This is a genomic window from Endozoicomonas sp. (assembly GCF_965196975.1).
Lineage (GTDB): Bacteria > Pseudomonadota > Gammaproteobacteria > Pseudomonadales > Endozoicomonadaceae > Endozoicomonas.
Genome location: NZ_OZ239981.1, coordinates 5,104,785 through 5,122,191 on the forward strand (window position 1 = coordinate 5,104,785; position 17,407 = coordinate 5,122,191).

Consider the following 17,407-nt stretch of genomic DNA (forward strand, 5'->3'; position numbering starts at 1 on the left):
ACTGACTTGGAATATGAAAAGTCTTGTTAAGCCAGCATTTCTTGCCTTGGTACTCTTTGGGTGTCATCAGGGAGCCCTCACTGAAGCCGTTACCTGGCAGCAGATTAAGTCAGGACAGCTCCTGCCGGTAAGGACAGCAGAAGGTCAGCGTATTTACGATGAGTACCTTGCTGAGTTGAAGGCACAAAATCTTTCGCCGGAGTTCTCTGTGTATCAGAACATCTTTGGTATGGATAAACACAGGGCAGCCTGGTGTGTCGAGCAGGGGTGTCCTGAACAATACCGGCTGGTAACCAATAACTATGGTTATTGGCTGGAGGATGGCGTCTACCAGCTGCTGATGTTTTCCACAGACCCAGTCTGGGATAGGGAAGCCCTGGAACAGAAATCAGAAGAGTTGCTAAAGCTACACTTTCCAGAGCTATTCAGTGAATCAGGCTTTGAGTGGGTGGTGCATATCAACCCCCCTACCAACCGATCGGTAAAGGGGCTGGCCCATGCCCATATTTTTTTACGGGACAGGCGTAATACACCCTCCAGACTACCGTCGTTAATGCATCGACTGTCTTATAATAGGTTATCAGCAACTGAGTTTGGCTCTTGAAGCATCCATTTCACAGCAGATTCTGCATGAATTCGAGTTGTATCATACAAAGGAATGGAAACGTGTTGCTGTTGGACTAAAAGGCCAATCTCAGTACACCCCAGAATCACAGCCTCAGCCCCCAGCTTTTTCAAGCTGTTAATAATATCGATATAGGACTGACGGGATGATTCATGAATATCCCCCAGGCAGAGCTCGTTATAGATAATATCGTGGACCACTTTTCTCTGGAGCTCATCTGGTGTGAGAACCTGCAGACCATAATGATCAGTTAACCGGCCTTTGTAAAAGTCCTGCTCCATGGTGAATGCTGTACCCAGCAGGCCAACGGTTGAGATGCCATCAGCGACCAGCAGCTGAGCTGTCGCATCGGCAATATGAAGCAGTGGGATCGATAGCTCCTGCTCAATGGCAGGAGCCACTTTATGCATGGTATTGGTACAGATCATCAGACCTTCTGCACCAGCGGTCTCCAGATTTTTTGCGGCATTGGCAAGTAATGCCCCGGCGTCTTCCCATTTTCCCTGATGCTGCAGTTGCTCCACCTCTGAAAAATCTACGCTGTAGAGACAAATTTTTGCTGAGTGCAGCCCCCCCAGGGTCTTTTTTACACCTTCATTCAGGAGTCGGTAATAGTTCGCAGTGGACTCCCAACTCATTCCGCCAAGCAACCCAATCGTCTTCACAGATCTTTATCTTCTGGCTTAATCATTCCGCTCACGATCATATACTGCGCCAGATAGTAGGTCACCATAATTGCTACGCTGGCATAAGGGAGCGGTTGTATGAATTTATCAATGGCAATCAAACTATCAGATAGAGCAAACGTACTGGCACCCACAAACAACCATTGCCACGGGCGATTGCAGAAGGCTGCCCCAAGCACCATGGCGCTGATGGCGGTTAAATAGGCAGTTACCGGAATAAGGAGTTCTCCACTGGCTGGTAAAATAAACCAGGCTAGGATGAAAGCAATGGGAATATAGCCTGCAGCCAGCCATTGTCGTTGGCTATTAAATCTGCAGTGTTGCCAGAACAGGATGGCATAAGTCACCTGTGCTATTAAAAAACTGCCAAGACCAGGGACAAAGAAATTTCCAACCGCGTCATCCAGAGCCAGCAGAATGTCCCCACCGGCAGAAAACAGAATCGCTATTACCATGCCTAACCGTAACTTACCGGAAAGAAGTTTCCAGACAGGAATCAGTAGCAGAATAATTGGTGCTGCTTTTGATACTACTGCTAGTACAACAGGCAGTTGACTCATTAGCAGGATATAAACAAGAGCAAGAGCCCAGAAAGTAAGACTGATAGCTTTTGACATGACTTCACTATTCTTATTGTTAGTTCAATGGCGAATTATGATCTGATCCCGCTCTCAGGCCAAGGGGGGCAGTCTGTATCTCTTGAATCAGAGGTTCCATGTAAATGTTTAAAGCTTCCTTAAGAGCTTGTGGCTTTTATGATATCTCTGACAAGACGTTCGGTGATACTTAGTGAATCTATCAAGGCGGTTTCTTCGAGGTCGATAACCTGATAGTCAGCTCTTTGATAACAGGCCTTCTGATGAGAAACGATTTAAACTCCTCTCCTATTCAGCAGAGTAGGACGCCGCATATACATGAAAGCAGTGCACCTCAGAAGAAAGGGAGTCGTTGGCAGTACCTTATATCTCCTACGCCATGTGCGACTTTTAGGTTTGCATAAGGAGACATGACTGATCCTGCTTTCTGCTATTAAAAGCAGTAGAAAGCAAAGAAGGTTTCAGTCATGCCCGTTGAAGAGTTTATCACTACAGTCTACTGCTTGATCGACGATTTGGTAAAAGAGCTTTTTCCTGTACCACTGCGACTTCGAGGGTTTCCACCAAAGCTCACTGATAGTGAAGCGATCACCATGGAAGTTGTCGGTGAATGGCTTGGGCATCATAAGGACACTGAGATTTGGAAGTATTTTACCCGACACTGGCGACACCTGTTTCCTGACATTCCTTCACGCTCGGCATTTGTCAAACAGGCCGCCAACTTATGGCATGTGAAACAACGACTGCAAATTCGTATAGTCCAGATGATGCATGCAGATAATGCAGATATCCATTTAATCGATGGTTTTCCGATTGATGTTGTCGTCAGAACCCGTGCACCACAGAGCCGTATCTTTAAAGCTGAGGCTGGTTATGGTTACTGCGCTTCCAAGGACAAGAAGTTCTATGGCTTTCAGGGGCATTTGCTGGTTGAAGCACGAGGGATTCCTGTGGGTTTTACTCTGACCGCAGCGAACGTAGATGAGCGTGATGCAGCCTAAGACATGCTCGAGACCATTTCTGGCCTCTTGCTTGGCGATAAGGGCTATATAAGGCCTGAGTTTAAAGCTGATTGTCAGGAATTAGGTATTGATCTTCAGACGCCACTGAGAAAAAACATGCAAGATGAACGTCCGAAGTCGTTTGTAAAGCTGGTATTACGGGTACGACGGAGAATAGAAACAGTGATAGGTCAATTGACAGAGCGCTTTGAAATAGAAAAGTGCCATTGTTGAGATAGATGGCATATGACATCACGTATCGCTCGGAAGTTACTGGCACATAATATTGGTTCTTATCTGAATATAATTGCTGGTCGTCCTGCAATACAGTTTGAGAACCTTATTTCCGAAGATTAAAAAACGGAAAGCAAATAATTGCGTGATTTTGAAGATACAACTTGGACTTACCATCATGCTAGCCCGGATATTTCATAAACGTGCTCCCGTTCTCGCTTGTCCTTTGCCGCCCTAAGGGAGTTTTGCTCGGTCGACCGTACTCCCCGGTACGGCACTCCCTCACAAAATCCCTTAGGGCGACAAAGTCCTGCCCGAGATTCGGGGCAGTTTATGAAATATCCGGGCTAGTAATTTGAGATAGTTTCAGACAAAGTCGCACATCGCGTATCTCCTATAAAAAAAGGGCTGCTATCCCTCAAAGAGTCATTTTCGCCAAAAGCGCAGACAACAAAAAAAGCGTTATCCGATTACAGTATTTCAGATACCAATGATAAATCGGGTAAAACATTTGTGTCGGGAGATAGCAGACGCTCAGGCCAAGATCAGTCTGTTTCCGAAGATGAGAGCAAGCAGGCAACGAAAACTATCCCAATTTATGCAAAAGTTCAGAAAAGTCCACGGCCGGATAAGCTGAGCGTATCTGATGAAGGCAAGGTGTCTGCTCAGAAATCGAGCAGTAGTGATGGATTGCTTTCGGTTGAGAATGATTATTCTGACCCAGACTCTGATTCTACTAAAGCAGCTCCTTCCTTACCCCCAAGACTTTATTTGACAGAAGATGATGAAAGTGGTGATGTCCATGTTGGAAGAGATCAAGAGGGCGCTAGTTTAACGGATAGTAACCTGTTATCGACATTGCAAGGTAAAGACGGGAGCAAAGAGACAGTTGTTGAGGAAGATCCTTATTCGATAATTCCTGAAGATCCTTATTCGATAATCCCTGAAAATAGGGAAGACCTTACAGAACCGAAGATTGATACCAGTGAGCATAATGATCCGCCTTATTCAACAATAAATGAGTGCCAACTGAACACAAAAGCCTTTCCCGTTTCGGGAAGCGACCCTGACTATGACACGGTCGATGAAAGTGGTTGGACAGCACAGAGCTCTAATATCTCAAACGAACATCTGGATCTTGAAGAAGATGGGTATCAACGTCTTCCTGGCGACGAAGATCCTATTTATGACACCGTCTTTGATGAGGAGGTCGATGAACTATTCAAGCCTTCGAAGCCTGCGAGGAGTAGGTCATTAGACACAGGGATGGATCAGTTTAAGGATGAAGCCATTGATGAGGATCCATATAGCCTGCCAGACCTTCCACCAGAACTTCCCCCAAGGCCTGCTCATTTAACCAGAAGTGTTTCAGAAGGCCAGATTGACCAACTGGGCGTTCAAAGGAAAAAACCGAGAAAGCTACCTCTGGCAGGTATCGTAAACTGGGCTAGAGGAGCCAAAGATAAGCATGCCGTATTGACCGGGATTGAGAAGCCAGAAATCCGCCATCAACGGGCGCAGGACTTAATGAATAGGTGTACTAAGCCGGGGGATACTGTTGTTTTGACATTCCGGGGAAGCCGCCATAGTGCCATGCTGGTTTATGATGACATTCTGCAGAAGCCGGTTTATCTCTCTTTTGGTGCTGAGGAAAGTTACAAAGAAAGAGGAGGTGGAATTAATGAACTGGCGTATGACATTTATGCCTTTGAGGATATGCTGGCTGAAAAAAATATTGTTAAGTTAGAAGGTATGGATAATAAAGCCATATTAAAGAAGTGGCGGGAAAGTATAAAAGGAAAGACGTTTAATGTACTGACGCGGAACTGTTCAGCAATTATTAAAAAAATGATATTAACAGGTAGTGAACAGATATTAGGTAAGACAAAGCTTGAGCATGACCGGCATTGGCAAATGCCTTCCAATACTCTTAATCTTGCTTTGGAAATAAAAAGTAAACTGGGGGCGTCCCCTGCAAAATAGTGTTGTACATGGGGGGTTAATACAGTGGATATACTCCCTCTTTCACAAGTTGATAGTTAGCACCTTGAGTGCTGTTTACAATACTGACTTCAAAGCGATTCTCTTTAAAACGAACCAGCAGATACTTCTGAAAAACTGCTGCACTGCCTAAAAATACCGGTAGGTGTTTACCGGGTCCATAGAAGTTCCATAGGGTGCTCTCTCTGAATGATTGAAACAATAGTGCTCTATTTTCACAGCTACTATGGGAACACCACTCATAATAGTTAACTGTCATGCCCGCTTCTGTTATTTCCAGCTCTACCAAAAGCATCGTTTTGCAAATTGAAGTTTCTATAGATTCAGGCAACATGCTGAATCTTGAAGATAGTTTACAGCGTGCACTCAATGAAGCCGGGCAGCTTGGAACAAAAGAGTTATTGGGGCTATTTGAATCACCCAATAAAGAACCTATCGTCGTTAATCAGCAGAAGTGGAACTACAAAGGAAAGGTTCTTAAGCACTATGAAACCTTATACGGTCGTATACCTTTGGAGCGCTCCGTATATCAGGGTGTCAGAGGTGGCAGTACTCTGGCAGCACTTGATCTTCGTGCCGGTATTATTGGTTCAGCTACCCCCAAATTTGCCAAGTCTATCGCCTGGAAATACAGCCAGATGCCAGCGCCTGCGGTAAAAGAAGATTTTGAGACCAACCATCAAAGGACGCTTTCAAATTCTTATATCAAGCATTTATCGGACAGAGTAGGTGCATTAATTGAAGACCAGCAAGACACTCACTACCACCTTCCTCCACTAAAAGAGCCTGTTGAAACAATAGCCATTGGTCTGGATGGAACCTGCATGCTGCTTTGTGAAGAAGGCTGGAGGGAAGCCATGTGTGGGACATTGAGCCTATATTCTGCAGATGGAGACAGGCTCCACACGATATATACAGCCAGTTCGCCAGAGTATGGTAAACAAAGCTTTATGAGCAAGCTCGACGAGGAGATTGCAGATCTAAAACGACTCTACCCAAATGCCACATACATCGGGGTAGCTGACGGGGCTAGAGAAAACTGGAGTTATTTGAAACAACATACCTCTGGGCAGATACTCGATTTTTATCATGCATCTGAATATTTAGCTGGAGCAGCGGAAGCACTGTTTCCAACCAGTAAGGCGAAGCGACACCAGTGGCTTGAAGACAGGCTACATAGTTTGAAAAACAAGCGTGGAGCAGCCAAAAAAATCCTTCAGGAAATTGAATCAGCCGAGCTCCCGAAAAAGACAATCGCACTGACAGAGAAGCGCTACAAAGCTGTGAGCTATTTTACAAACAATCACCAGTTAATGAATTATCATCAGGCGCTTAAACGCCATTGGCCAATAGGTTCAGGAGTTACTGAAGCGGCTTGTAAGACTCTGGTAAAGCAACGATTATGTGGTTCTGGAATGAGGTGGAAAGCAACAGGAGCGGAAGTGCTTTTGACAACAAGAGCACTGATCCAGAGTAAGGGGCGCTGGGAACAACTTTGGTCTGAGTTCATGACTGGAAAGGTTGAAGCTAACCTATGAGTCAGTTATCAAATTGAGAGAGCACCCGTTCCATAAAGTGTGTGAGTTCATAAGACCAATGTAGGGATGGAGATGGCCAGCGAAGATCGCTGAAACTTGATATCTGCGCAGAATGTCCTTAATTTCATTCGTGTATCCTGAAATATGATAATTAAGGATGATGTGCTTACCTTCTTTTCTGGCTTTTTTTAGATCATTGATTAGCCAGTTTCTGGCAGACTGGATATTAAAATAATCATAACGAGCCCGGCTAAAGTTCCAACCATTCCATTTGGCAGTGTAGGTCGGGTAATTATTAAGTTGGACAAAATGGATATTCCCAATATCCCATGAGTAAGCAAAGCTTTTGCTGTACTCTTTTTTTAAAGATGGGAACTCATAAATAACGCCCGTATCATAATAATCAAAACTTCTGACATTGAGAGTTCTAACCTGATCTCTAAGATAAATAGCCATTCTTGATGCACAATTATTAACAAAGCAGTCATCAACATTATTGGAAATATCATGATTTCCCAAACCCGGATAAACATTCATATCCAGTTGTTGGTGATAAAGTTCTTTATAGGCATTGAACTGCCAGTCATGACCAAAAGCCGTTAAATCACCATTAATGACTGCACCTGCAAATCGGTCTTTCCCAATGCTGCTTTTTAAAGCATTCAGGCTATGAATGTGATTTGTATTTTCCTGCCAGGCTTTATTCTGATCATCACAGTTTTCCCCCGATTTCTTGCAGGACCATGGGTATTGTGGGTCAGACAGAAAAGCCATATGAAAATCATTGTATTTAAAGTGAATCAGGCGAGCCAATGAGAATGTATCATTGAGCTGCTCTCCGACGTGTTTGGAAGAGCTAAAGTACGTTCGACAAACTCCATTTCCATCCGGGTGTTCACATGCTTCTAAAGCATGGCCTGATGCCAGGTTAATGGAGGTGATGGAGTTATCTGTAAAGTGTTGATTAACATAGAAAACTTGTGTGTTAGAAGTATCTGAGCATAGAGAGAAAGACTGGCCAGAGTATTGATCCTGTTCATAGAGGCTAGTACAACCTTCTTCTTCTGCTGGACTGCTGTTGCTTACAAAAAAAGCCATTATTAAAATCAAGTAATTGATTGTGAATGGCAGGCTTTTGTATCCAGACATATTAATATCCTTTATTATTAAAAGATAATCGGCTTCTCTATATCATTAAATTAATGATTCGATGTTTTCTAATTAACTAATGCTATGATAATTCAGACAGTTATATCGACATATGGTTATTCTTTTTGACGTGCATTCATAAATATTTGCTATGCTGTGCTTGGAAATATTGAGTGGAATCTATCTGTTGATAGCGATTTATAAAAAGCTATATCTTTCAATGGGTTGAATGGATTTTCGCCATAAATATGGTGTATGCGAAAAACAGTAATGGACCGAATAAGAGATAAGTATGATGAGAAAAGGATATTTATTGGCAGTGATTCTTTCAGGTTTCGTTGCTATTGCTAACGCACATGAAAAAAACTCTGTTCTTGATCAAAAGTCACAGTTTGATAAACCTTTATATCAAAAGCACAGTGTTGAGGAGATTTTAAATAAATCCGATGATGAAGAACTGGTGAAAATTTCTGGTGAAATTGTTAAAAAAATCAAAGGAAAGATTTACCTTTTTCGCGGAGAAACCGGTGAGATCAAAGTAGTGATCGAAGAATCCGCAAAGCCGGATCATAGGGTTAAATTAAACTCTCCTGTTGTCATCAAGGGAGAGGTAGACAACCCCCCTGAAAGAGCTCCAAGGGTAGAAGTCGATGATATTCATTATGTTTTCTAATTACATGCTGAATATTTATAGTTAAAATCTTTGGTGATATTTTAATTTCAGATAACATTTTCAGGTGGCCAGAAATCAGCCCACCGTGTCGATTTATCACCCATCACCAGAAAATCGGTATTGATAAGGCTCTCTTTACGGTTATAGCTGAAGCGTTTGCCATCAGGGGTCAGGAATATACCCCCGGCTCCCTCAACTACTGCCTGAACCGCTCCCGTATCCCACTCTGAAGTAGGACCAAGCCTTGGGTAAATATCCGCCTTTCCTTCCGCTATGAGACAGCTTTTAAGAGCGCTGCCTACTTGTTGGAACTCAAGATTTGGATAAATAGACTTCAAAGATTCAAGATACCGTTGGGCCTCAGGGGTTCCATAGCTTCGGCTGCCTAAAACGACCAATTGCTGGTCAGTGTTGAGTTTTCTGGGTGCTATGGGGGTTGCGTTCCCGGTCTGAGCCTGTTTCCAGGCACCAAGGTTCATACCTCCCCAGTAAGTGGTATCAGTGGTGGGAATATGGACAATGCCAAGCAGGGGATAGTTGTTGTCGATCAGAGCAATGTTGACTGTAAACTCGCCATTTCGGTTAATAAACTCCTTGGTGCCGTCCAAAGGGTCTACCAGCCAGTAGCGTTTCCAGTCCCTTCTCTCTGACCAGGTCGTATGTTCAGATTCTTCAGAGAGCAGGGGGTATTGGACTGACAATTTGTTAAGCCCTGACTCTATGACTGAATTAGCCGCAATGTCTGCGTTAGTGACCGGTGTAGTATCTGCTTTGGTTTTAATACCCCGATCATCCTGATGGTAGATCGTCAGGATGGCATGGCCTGCTTCACGGGCGATATTGATCAACTGAGATACTAGAGGTTCAAGGTTAGTTTCAGTCATATCCTTTACTTGGAGTAGTTCAGACTTAATCTGACATTTTCTTCTCATCAAAAGAAAAGGGTTACCGATTTAGAAAGAAGGTGAGTTCACTGAAATCTAAATCATTAAAGGTGACCCTTATGATTCACACCAACCAGAAAATCATCAAGCACAAGGTCGGGCTACTGAACCTTGCAGATGAGCTCGGAAACATCTCTAAAGCCTGTAAAACCATGGGTGTCTCCAGAGATACATTTTATCGTTACCGGGATGCTGTTGATGAAGGTGGGGTCGAAGCACTTCTTGATCAAAGCCGAAGAGTTCCAAACCTCAAAAACCGAGTAGACCCCGCTGTTGAAAAAGCGGTTCTTGAGTATGCGGTAGAAGATCCTGCCCATGGGCAGGCCCGTGTTTCCAATGAACTTCGCAAGCAAGGTATCTTCGTCTCTCCCAGCGGTGTGAGAAGCATCTGGCTAAGAAATGATCTGGGAAGCTTCAAACTGCGCCTCAAAGCCCTTGAAGAGAAAGTGGCTCGAGAAGGAATCATTCTCACCGAGTCCCAGGTCAGGGCACTTGAGCGCAAGAAGCTGGATGATGAGGCCAGTGGTGAGATTGACACAGCGCACCCTGGCTACCTTGGTTCACAGGACACTTTCTATGTTGGAACCTTTAAAGGTGTTGGCCGCGTTTATCAGCAGACTTATGTTGATACTTACTCCAAGGTAGCGCAGGCCAAACTCTATAAGACAAAGACCCCAATTACGGCTGCAGACCTGCTCAATGACCGCGTGTTGCCATTCTATGAAGCTCAAGAGCTACCTGTGCTCAGAATACTGACAGACAGAGGTACAGAGTATTGTGGTCGTGCTGATCAACACGATTATCAACTTTACCTGGCGGTGAACGACATTGAACATACGAAGACGAAAACCCGGCATCCACAAACGAATGGAATCTGTGAACGCTTCCATAAAACGATTCTGCAGGAGTTTTATCAACCTGCATTGAGAAAGACGCTGTATACGAGTATTGAGATGATTCAGTCAGATCTGGACGAATGGTTAATTCACTACAATACTGAGCGTACCCATCAAGGTAAGCAGTGCAACGGGAGAACGCCGATAGAAACACTGATTGATGGGAAAGAGATCTGGAAGGAAAAGTTCATAGCCTGAATTTAACCTGACAGACACCTTCTTGAAAATCGGTAACTGTCAGGTCAGGTCTGAACTTCTACACTTTACTCTATGCTGTATAAACACGTCATTTGCAGGTCAATAAACCGGTTCTGATTTGTTCACGTACAAGGAACAGTGCTGCTATTACCCTCGCCTCAGTAAAGTCTGGTCGTGCACAAAGTTCCATTAGTTGATCGAAAGAAAAGTGCTCTACTTCCAGTGGCTCAGGCTCATCTCCCTCAAGTCTCTCTTCAAAAAGGTCCTGAGCGATCAGAACGTGAATCTTGCGTGTCATATAGTTGGGTGACAGAGTGAAGTCTCCAAGGGACTGCCATTGACGAGCGCCAAGACCAATTTCTTCTTTAAGCTCCCGGTTTCCTCCCTCTTCAAGAGACTCTCCTGGTTCAACTAATCCCTTTGGAAGGGTTAGTTGGTAGCTTTCAGTACCGGCGGCATATTCCCGGATCATCATGAAGTGCTGTGAATCGATAAGAGGTACCACCATGACACCGCGGTGACCGGTATCAAAATCACCCAGACGTTCGTAAAGTCGCTCTGCTCCGTTCGAGAAGCGGATATTCAGCTCTTCTATTTTGAAAAGCCGGGTCCGTGTAATCTCTCTACGTGATCGAATTTCTGGCAAATGGTTACTTACATGGTCTTTTGGCATAAGAGTGTTGAAAATATTACAGTATTAATTTTAATGAACGGGCTGTGACTAGCTTGGGCGAGGGCATTATGGGAAACCCTGCCAAAAAAACTATTCTACTTTACTCTATGGTTTGGCTGAACTTTTTATAGTGGGCTTTACTAGGGAGTATGATGAAACAGAAACATGCACAATTTCTATAAATTCATCGGCTAAACTGGGAACCTACCTTCTTTTATATAATCTAAATTCATAAGCGTTTTCTACCTGTTTCAGAGTATTGGCCATCGTGGGTGTTGTTGATACTACACTCATCAGTGCTTATTTGGCTTTATGAGGAAAATAGAATGAAACTTCGTAACCTGATTTTCTGCAGTTTATTTCTTTATAATGCAGTTGCCTTTGCTGATTTGTCAGAAGTCCATCAGGGTTCGCTGAATAAGGGGAGTGGGGTGTTATCGAAAGAGTACACCCTTATTAAAGATGTGCTTTCAGAAAAAGATAAGAATGAAATCTCAGAGGTGATGAGTAAGCTGTTATTGAGTTTCAGGTCTGGCAATTATTTAGAAGTCCCATCTTTTTTTAGTAATGAAGGACTGATTCTCTTTAAGGAAATGATTGTGGATTCTTATGAGGATGAAGAATTCAAATCATTTTTAAAAGGTATAACTCTGTCAGATCTTGAAAATATGCCAGCCGATGAACTGACCAGGCTGGTGTTCACTCAATTAATGAGTGAACTGGGGGTTACACCAACCGATCAGCCTGCTTTTGAATTGCAGGTTAAAAGCATCAAAGTTCTAAACGATCAAGCAGTAGAGGTGAAATTTAATACTCAAGATACTGGTGATGTAGAGCAGGATGATGAGTCGGATACAATGGTACTTGTTAAAGTATCAGGAGAGTGGAAAGCCTTAGGCTCTTATCTGCAAAAATTCTTTGTTATGGGCATGATCGTTTTAGAGTTAACTGACGATGAGGGCTCTTCTGATCCATCAGCAACTGCATTTCCAGGGAAGTCCTTGCTTCCAATTCCTGGTAAAAATGAGTAAGTAGCGGAAATACCACTCTATTTATTGCCTCTAGGAGTCTATTCTCGGATAGGCTTCTAGCTGGGGGATAGCCCGAGTCGGAGGCGTATTCCACGATTTTATACTTCCTTGTTGTTATGTGGTTCTCTTCCATATCGCCACTGAGCCCCATAAGAGAATAGTTCTCTCTTCTTCACTTTTAGCGGCATAACCCGAGTTATCTTGGCTCGTCCGGAATTTAATATACAGAATGTCTATTGTACGACTGTGCTGATAAACTGGCTCTGAGCTGGTAATTTGCTAGTGACACCTCCAATTATACCAAGCAGTTGGTGCTGCTATGGAGGGTTAAGTATCTATGGTTATCGAGCATGTATTGGTTACTTTTTGCTCCTGGTAGCGCATGGTCTCTTTCCCAAACTGCTTTCGATGAGATGCCATCATGATTAACTGGAACTCGATAAGCACAGTTCTGCTGGATATGGATGGAACGTTGTTGGATCTGCATTTCGACAATTATTTCTGGCAGGAATATGTGCCGGAGAAATACGCAGAAAAACATGGTATTTCTTTAACAAGAGCTAAAGAAGAGCTCAACCCACGGTTTGAACAAACCTATGGCAAGCTACAGTGGTACTGTCTGGATTTCTGGGCCAGAGAGCTGGATCTGGATATTATGGCCATGAAGCATGAGATCACTCATCTCATCTCTTTCAGACCTTACGCCGATGCGTTTCTTCAGAATATCAAGGATCATGGCAAGCAGGTGATTATGATCACCAATGCTCATCGTGACAGTCTCTCTCTGAAACTGGAACGTCTCCCCATGGCACACTACTTTGATAAGTTAATCAGTTCCCATGACTATGGGTATCCCAAGGAAGACCAAAGTTTCTGGCGGGCATTGGAAGACGATATTGCGCTTGATAAGGAGCATGCTCTGTTCATAGATGACAATATCGGCATTCTTAATTCAGCAAAAACCTATGGTGTAGCAGAGTTGCTGGCCATCCGTCACCCGGACAGTCAAAAAGGACCCTGGGATACAGGATCCTATAATGCGGTTGAGGACTTCCGGGAACTGTTTATTTCTTCTTAAAGATCATTTGCCCTGAAAAGACTGCCTGAGGTTTTGAGCTTGAACTGTCGCAGTCTTTTCATGATAAAAAGCAGTCAGGGTGACAGAATGAGTAATAGCGAAAAGATCAGACTTGATAAATGGTTATGGGCAGCACGCTTTTATAAAACCCGAAATATCGCCAAGGAAGCTATTGATGGCGGCAAAGTGCATCTGAATGGTCAGCGTTGCAAGCCAGGAAAAGAGCCTAGGGTTGGTGATGTGATAAAACTTCGGGCTGGCTGGGATGAGCGAATCGTTATCGTTAAGGCGCTTAATGATAAGCGCCAGAAGGCAGAGCTGGCTCAACAGCTCTATGAGGAAACGCCTGAGAGCCTTCAGGCCCGGGAAGAAGCAGCCGCTAATCGAAAAGCCTTGAGAGGTGCAATGCCAAGACCCGATCACCGTCCCGATAAAAAGCAGCGTCGTGAGATCCTGAAGCATAAGGCTGATTACTGATTCCAATAGGCTTCATCAGAGGCTGTTGGCGTTTTATTACGTTCACAGCGCATCAGAGTCACTGTGCTTCATAATGAAACGTCAACAGACCCTATCTTTGTATACTGTATGGCAAGTTTGATCGCTTCCGTCAGACTGACTTCGCTGGCCTGACCAGTGCCAGCAATATCATAGGCTGTTCCATGATCGACAGAGGTCCTCAGAAATGGCAGGCCACAGGTAATGGAAACAGTACGTTCAAAGTCCACCATCTTGGTCGCAATATGGCCCTGGTCGTGGTACATGGACAGCACGCCGTCGTAGGCTCCGTTAAGCGCCTGATGAAAAACTGAATCCGCAGGAATTGGGCCGCTGACATTCCATCCTTCCTTTCTGGCCCGCATAACCGCAGGTTCAATGGCGCAGACTTCCTCATCTCCAAACAGCCCATTTTCTCCACAGTGGGGATTCAGGCCGGCAACGGCCAGCGATGGGGAAGGTATGCCCAGCGACTTGAGAATCTGGTATGACTTGTAAATGCCCTTGAAAACCCTGTCTTCCAGAATGGCATCACAGGCCTGTCTCAGTGACAGGTGGCGGGTAAGAAAGAAGACCCTGAGATCAGCAACCTGGAAGAGAGTAATCGGGTCATGGGTGTGAGTCAGTGATGCCAGTATTTCCGTATGACCTATATGAGGAATCTTTGCAGATTTGAGAGACATCTTATTGATGGGAGGGGTAACGATTGAACTTGTTTTTTGGTGTTGAACATAGTGAACAGCCTGCTCAATGAACTGGTATGCTGCCACTCCCGATGCCGCAGAGACTTTCCCAAAGATAATAGTATCGATATTCGAAATTGGACTGTGGATCAGGTTGATTTGTCCTGGACAATGCAGGCCGGGTGGGGAGTCCTTGATCAATTGGAAACTCACCTTTTTCTTACAGATGCTGGCAGCCTGTCCCAGCCATTGATGGTCACCAATCACTACTAACCTGCAGATTCCTGCAAGCTCTGGGCTGCATAGAGATTTGATAACGATCTCTGCGCCGATACCGGCTGGGTCACCCATTGGAATACAGATCAGGGGAGGCATTTCTGCTATCGGTCATACCACGACCGCCTGCAAGACTGGAAAACTTTATCAGCTTAGCAGGAATGCTGGGTGCCACAAAAAAGGGAGCCTTAGGGCTCCCTGAAAACACGATCCTGCTGATCAGGATGGCAGAATGATGTTGCCACCGGCTTCGCGGATTGCCGCCAGATTCTCTTCATCAAACTTGCTGTCGGTGATAATACAATCCAGGTCTTCCAGGCGAGCGATGGTTTTCATGCTGGAGGCACCAAATTTACTGGAATCAGCCAGAAGAACGGTTTTATTGGCCCGTTCCATCATTTTACGGCGAATGTAGTAATGATCATTGGATGCCGTGGTCACGCCATTGTTCAGGCTCCAGCTGTTGGTTGCCAGGAAGGCAATATCCGCATTGATGCTGTCCAGAAATGACAGTGCTGCAACGTCAGTATGGGCTTTAGTGATGGCACTGACATTACCACCGGTGGTGAATACCTTGACCGTTGAAGAGTCTGACAGCTGCAGGGCAATCTTCAGGTCAGTGGTGATGACAGTCACCTTCATACGCATCATGAGCTTGGCCAGAGCCATTGTGCTGGTGCCAGAGTCCAGCAGGACGATCTGCCCTTCACGAATCTGCTTCAGGGCCTCATGAGCAATGGATTTTTTCTCTTCAATATTAACTGCGTTTTTCTTTTCGTAAGGAATGTCTTCCATCAGGAAGCTTTTGGACACGGCGCCACCATAAGTCACGCGCAGCTTGTCTTCTTGCTCCAGAGTGCGAATATCACGACGGATGGTCATTTGGGAGACATCGAAACGCTCGGCCATCTCTTCGATGTTGGCACAGCCTTTTTCTTCAACAAAAGCAAGAATGTGTTCGCGACGTTCAACCGGGAGCATAGTTGTACCTCTTTAAATGGAGCATGATCAGTTTGCCCGTTCTGTTGATCTAACCGGGTAGCGAATCAGATTTTCAGGACTCGACCAACGGTAATAATGCTTGCTGCCGATGAGTATTCAGAGATAGTAATTTCCCGTAAGAGGGGCTTACAGGGTTACCTTACGGTATTGAACTGATAGCACTCGTATGCAGAAGACCGGTCAATGGGCATTTTGCGGGGGATTATATCACCAGAATGAGGAAGTATTCCCAACTTTTCATTCACAGATATAGCCTTATTTGCTTTGGGTTTGTTTATGGAAAATGAAAGAGTCAGAAAAGGGTTTAGTAGGCATATACAGGCGCTGCTGATTCAAAAGCAACGAATGGATAAGAAGGCTGAACGGCCTCATGCACTCCTGTGCCCAGACTGCGACTTACTGATCACCATTCCAGCATTAAAACAAAAACAGGCCGCCACTTGCCCACGTTGTTTCCGTACACTGGAAAAGCATGCTTACTACCGTATTCAAACGTTGCTCGCATTAGTGATTACCGGATTACTGCTTTACATCCCTGCCAATATCTATCCCGTTTTAACCTTGGAGCTGGCAGGGCGACAACACAGCAGTACTATCTGGGGAGGTGTGGTCGCATTGTGGCGTGATGGCCTGCCGATTGTTGCTACGTTGGTGTTTGTTTTTGTCATTCTAGTCCCGCTGTTGCGATTAATAATGCTGCTGCCCATCATTTGGGCATCTCTCTTAAGGGATGGATCTCGATTTTCCCGGTCTCTGTTTCGTGATTACCTTTTTCTCTGTCAGTGGGGAATGGCAAAAATCTACATGCTAGGTGTACTGATCTCTGCAATAAAGCTGGTCGATATGGCGACAGTCGAAGCTGGTCTTGGGGTATTTTGCTACACCGGTCTGATGCTGATCGAGATCGCCATCAGCATAACGCTGAATGAGGCAAGATTATGGATCGCTCTGGGCAGGGATGCTGGGGCAAAGGCTGTTGAAGGGAAAACAGTTATCAATGAACGGTATTGATCTTGGCCTGAAGCTTTGTCTTGTGTGTTATCAGGTCTGTCCTCAATCACAGAGAAGGTGTCAACGTTGTGGTGGCAGAGTGTTGATGAGGAGAAAAAACAGTATTGCCCGAGCCTGGGCTCTGACATTGGCTGCAGCACTTCTCTATATTCCGGCCAATATATTCCCAATGATGACCATTAGCTGGTTGGGACAGGGAGGGGTGCCAGATACCATCATTTCTGGTGTTGTTAAGCTTATTGAGAACGATATGGCACTCATTGCTGTTTTGGTTTTTGTTGCCAGTATCGTAATTCCGTTAATGAAGCTCATGGGAATGGCTGTTTTGCTGTTCTCTATTCAGTTTGGTTATGAAATGGGGCTGGGGATAAGACAGAAGGTGCAACTTTACCGAGTGATCTCCTGGATTGGTCGCTGGTCAATGCTGGATATTTTCATTATTTCTCTGCTGGCGGGGCTGATTCAGTTCGACCAGCTCGGGCAGGTTGAACCTGGAGCGGGAGCCTGGGCATTTGCTGCGGTTGTCATTCTTACCATGCTGGCTTCCAACTGCTTTGACCCACGGCTGTTGTGGGATAACCATCGTTTATTACAAGACAGAAAGTAAGTAAGAGATC

Annotated in this window: 18 protein-coding genes and 1 pseudogene; 11 read left to right on the forward strand and 8 right to left on the reverse strand. The window is 44.8% G+C overall.

Going from position 1 to position 17,407, the window contains the following annotated elements:
- The first annotated feature begins 13 nt into the window (after positions 1-13).
- Positions 14-604: a DUF3605 domain-containing protein gene (locus ACOCLE_RS22750; RefSeq protein WP_419534372.1), complete on the forward strand. Its 591-nt coding sequence runs from the start codon at positions 14-16 to the stop codon at positions 602-604.
- Here the strand turns inward: ACOCLE_RS22750 and ACOCLE_RS22755 are convergent.
- A complete protein-coding gene (locus tag ACOCLE_RS22755) occupies positions 568-1,290 on the reverse strand; it encodes an aspartate/glutamate racemase family protein (protein WP_419534373.1) in 723 nt (240 codons plus the stop codon). The genes ACOCLE_RS22750 and ACOCLE_RS22755 overlap by 37 nt on opposite strands.
- On the reverse strand, positions 1,287-1,928 hold the full coding sequence (locus ACOCLE_RS22760; protein ID WP_419534374.1) for a lysoplasmalogenase: 642 nt from the start codon (positions 1,926-1,928) through the stop codon (positions 1,287-1,289). The genes ACOCLE_RS22755 and ACOCLE_RS22760 overlap by 4 nt, the downstream gene beginning before the upstream one ends.
- 746 nt (positions 1,929-2,674) lie before the next feature.
- Here ACOCLE_RS22760 and ACOCLE_RS22765 point away from each other — a divergent pair.
- Together ACOCLE_RS22765 and ACOCLE_RS22770 are read left to right on the forward strand one after the other, a co-directional pair.
- Positions 2,675-3,142, forward strand: a pseudogene (locus tag ACOCLE_RS22765) (IS982 family transposase).
- A 513-nt stretch (positions 3,143-3,655) separates the two neighbouring features.
- Positions 3,656-5,125, forward strand: a complete 1,470-nt coding sequence (locus tag ACOCLE_RS22770; RefSeq protein WP_419534375.1) for a hypothetical protein — start codon at positions 3,656-3,658, stop codon at positions 5,123-5,125.
- Between the two features lie 16 nt (positions 5,126-5,141).
- On the opposite strand, the gene ACOCLE_RS22775 is transcribed toward ACOCLE_RS22770, so the two are convergent.
- A complete protein-coding gene (locus ACOCLE_RS22775; protein WP_419534376.1) occupies positions 5,142-5,402 on the reverse strand; it encodes a hypothetical protein in 261 nt (86 codons plus the stop codon).
- Here ACOCLE_RS22775 and ACOCLE_RS22780 point away from each other — a divergent pair.
- On the forward strand, positions 5,401-6,681 hold the full coding sequence (locus ACOCLE_RS22780; RefSeq protein WP_419532972.1) for an ISKra4 family transposase: 1,281 nt from the start codon (positions 5,401-5,403) through the stop codon (positions 6,679-6,681). The genes ACOCLE_RS22775 and ACOCLE_RS22780 overlap by 2 nt on opposite strands.
- Here ACOCLE_RS22780 and ACOCLE_RS22785 read toward each other — a convergent pair.
- On the reverse strand, positions 6,676-7,830 hold the full coding sequence (locus ACOCLE_RS22785; protein WP_419534377.1) for a metallophosphoesterase: 1,155 nt from the start codon (positions 7,828-7,830) through the stop codon (positions 6,676-6,678). The genes ACOCLE_RS22780 and ACOCLE_RS22785 overlap by 6 nt on opposite strands.
- Positions 7,831-8,122: 292 nt before the next feature.
- Here ACOCLE_RS22785 and ACOCLE_RS22790 point away from each other — a divergent pair, with 292 nt between their 5' ends.
- Positions 8,123-8,503: a NirD/YgiW/YdeI family stress tolerance protein gene (locus ACOCLE_RS22790; protein ID WP_419534378.1), complete on the forward strand. Its 381-nt coding sequence runs from the start codon at positions 8,123-8,125 to the stop codon at positions 8,501-8,503.
- 47 nt (positions 8,504-8,550) lie between these two features.
- Here ACOCLE_RS22790 and cysQ read toward each other — a convergent pair whose 3' ends face one another.
- Complete coding sequence (cysQ, locus tag ACOCLE_RS22795; RefSeq protein ID WP_419534379.1) at positions 8,551-9,387, reverse strand: 3'(2'),5'-bisphosphate nucleotidase CysQ; 837 nt, start codon at positions 9,385-9,387, stop codon at positions 8,551-8,553.
- 119 nt (positions 9,388-9,506) lie between these two features.
- Between cysQ and ACOCLE_RS22800 the strand changes: the two genes are divergently transcribed.
- On the forward strand, positions 9,507-10,541 hold the full coding sequence (locus ACOCLE_RS22800) for an IS481 family transposase (RefSeq protein ID WP_419533178.1): 1,035 nt from the start codon (positions 9,507-9,509) through the stop codon (positions 10,539-10,541).
- Between the two features lie 88 nt (positions 10,542-10,629).
- On the opposite strand, the gene nudE is transcribed toward ACOCLE_RS22800, so the two are convergent.
- Entirely contained in the window at positions 10,630-11,214 is a 585-nt protein-coding gene (gene nudE, locus ACOCLE_RS22805) for an ADP compounds hydrolase NudE (RefSeq protein WP_419534380.1), read from the reverse strand.
- Between the two features lie 326 nt (positions 11,215-11,540).
- Between nudE and ACOCLE_RS22810 the strand changes: the two genes are divergently transcribed.
- From ACOCLE_RS22810 to hslR, 3 genes are all read left to right on the forward strand, one after another.
- Positions 11,541-12,245 carry a hypothetical protein gene (locus tag ACOCLE_RS22810; protein WP_419534381.1) on the forward strand — a complete coding sequence of 235 codons (705 nt, stop codon included), beginning with the start codon at positions 11,541-11,543 and terminating at the stop codon, positions 12,243-12,245.
- A gap of 421 nt (positions 12,246-12,666) precedes the next feature.
- On the forward strand, positions 12,667-13,323 hold the full coding sequence (gene yrfG / locus ACOCLE_RS22815) for a GMP/IMP nucleotidase (RefSeq protein ID WP_419534382.1): 657 nt from the start codon (positions 12,667-12,669) through the stop codon (positions 13,321-13,323).
- An 87-nt stretch (positions 13,324-13,410) separates the two neighbouring features.
- Positions 13,411-13,800 carry a ribosome-associated heat shock protein Hsp15 gene (gene hslR / locus ACOCLE_RS22820; RefSeq protein ID WP_066014087.1) on the forward strand — a complete coding sequence of 130 codons (390 nt, stop codon included), beginning with the start codon at positions 13,411-13,413 and terminating at the stop codon, positions 13,798-13,800.
- A 68-nt stretch (positions 13,801-13,868) separates the two neighbouring features.
- On the opposite strand, the gene pdxA is transcribed toward hslR, so the two are convergent.
- Both pdxA and ACOCLE_RS22830 read right to left on the reverse strand, forming a co-directional pair.
- A complete protein-coding gene (pdxA, locus tag ACOCLE_RS22825; RefSeq protein WP_419534383.1) occupies positions 13,869-14,876 on the reverse strand; it encodes a 4-hydroxythreonine-4-phosphate dehydrogenase PdxA in 1,008 nt (335 codons plus the stop codon).
- Between the two features lie 120 nt (positions 14,877-14,996).
- A complete protein-coding gene (locus tag ACOCLE_RS22830) occupies positions 14,997-15,758 on the reverse strand; it encodes a DeoR/GlpR family DNA-binding transcription regulator (RefSeq protein ID WP_419534384.1) in 762 nt (253 codons plus the stop codon).
- Between the two features lie 297 nt (positions 15,759-16,055).
- On the opposite strand from ACOCLE_RS22830, the gene ACOCLE_RS22835 reads away from it, so the two are divergent.
- Both ACOCLE_RS22835 and ACOCLE_RS22840 read left to right on the forward strand, forming a co-directional pair.
- The gene (locus ACOCLE_RS22835) at positions 16,056-16,790 is read left to right on the forward strand and encodes a paraquat-inducible protein A (protein ID WP_419534385.1); all 735 of its coding nucleotides are present in this window, start codon (positions 16,056-16,058) and stop codon (positions 16,788-16,790) included.
- Positions 16,791-16,875: 85 nt separating this feature from the next.
- On the forward strand, positions 16,876-17,397 hold the full coding sequence (locus ACOCLE_RS22840; RefSeq protein WP_419534386.1) for a paraquat-inducible protein A: 522 nt from the start codon (positions 16,876-16,878) through the stop codon (positions 17,395-17,397).
- Positions 17,398-17,407 lie beyond the last annotated feature (10 nt).

Coding starts and splice junctions, on each gene's coding strand:
- cysQ (WP_419534379.1), bottom strand. CDS start 9,387: ATGACTGAAACTAACCTTGAACCTCTAGTATCTCAGTTGATCAATATC.
- ACOCLE_RS22835 (WP_419534385.1), top strand. CDS start 16,056: ATGGAAAATGAAAGAGTCAGAAAAGGGTTTAGTAGGCATATACAGGCG.
- ACOCLE_RS22785 (WP_419534377.1), bottom strand. CDS start 7,830: ATGTCTGGATACAAAAGCCTGCCATTCACAATCAATTACTTGATTTTA.
- ACOCLE_RS22780 (WP_419532972.1), top strand. CDS start 5,401: ATGCCCGCTTCTGTTATTTCCAGCTCTACCAAAAGCATCGTTTTGCAA.
- ACOCLE_RS22830 (WP_419534384.1), bottom strand. CDS start 15,758: ATGCTCCCGGTTGAACGTCGCGAACACATTCTTGCTTTTGTTGAAGAA.
- ACOCLE_RS22750 (WP_419534372.1), top strand. CDS start 14: ATGAAAAGTCTTGTTAAGCCAGCATTTCTTGCCTTGGTACTCTTTGGG.
- ACOCLE_RS22840 (WP_419534386.1), top strand. CDS start 16,876: ATGAGGAGAAAAAACAGTATTGCCCGAGCCTGGGCTCTGACATTGGCT.
- pdxA (WP_419534383.1), bottom strand. CDS start 14,876: ATGCCTCCCCTGATCTGTATTCCAATGGGTGACCCAGCCGGTATCGGC.
- yrfG (WP_419534382.1), top strand. CDS start 12,667: ATGATTAACTGGAACTCGATAAGCACAGTTCTGCTGGATATGGATGGA.
- ACOCLE_RS22775 (WP_419534376.1), bottom strand. CDS start 5,402: ATGACAGTTAACTATTATGAGTGGTGTTCCCATAGTAGCTGTGAAAAT.
- ACOCLE_RS22790 (WP_419534378.1), top strand. CDS start 8,123: ATGATGAGAAAAGGATATTTATTGGCAGTGATTCTTTCAGGTTTCGTT.
- nudE (WP_419534380.1), bottom strand. CDS start 11,214: ATGCCAAAAGACCATGTAAGTAACCATTTGCCAGAAATTCGATCACGT.
- ACOCLE_RS22760 (WP_419534374.1), bottom strand. CDS start 1,928: ATGTCAAAAGCTATCAGTCTTACTTTCTGGGCTCTTGCTCTTGTTTAT.
- ACOCLE_RS22810 (WP_419534381.1), top strand. CDS start 11,541: ATGAAACTTCGTAACCTGATTTTCTGCAGTTTATTTCTTTATAATGCA.
- hslR (WP_066014087.1), top strand. CDS start 13,411: ATGAGTAATAGCGAAAAGATCAGACTTGATAAATGGTTATGGGCAGCA.
- ACOCLE_RS22800 (WP_419533178.1), top strand. CDS start 9,507: ATGATTCACACCAACCAGAAAATCATCAAGCACAAGGTCGGGCTACTG.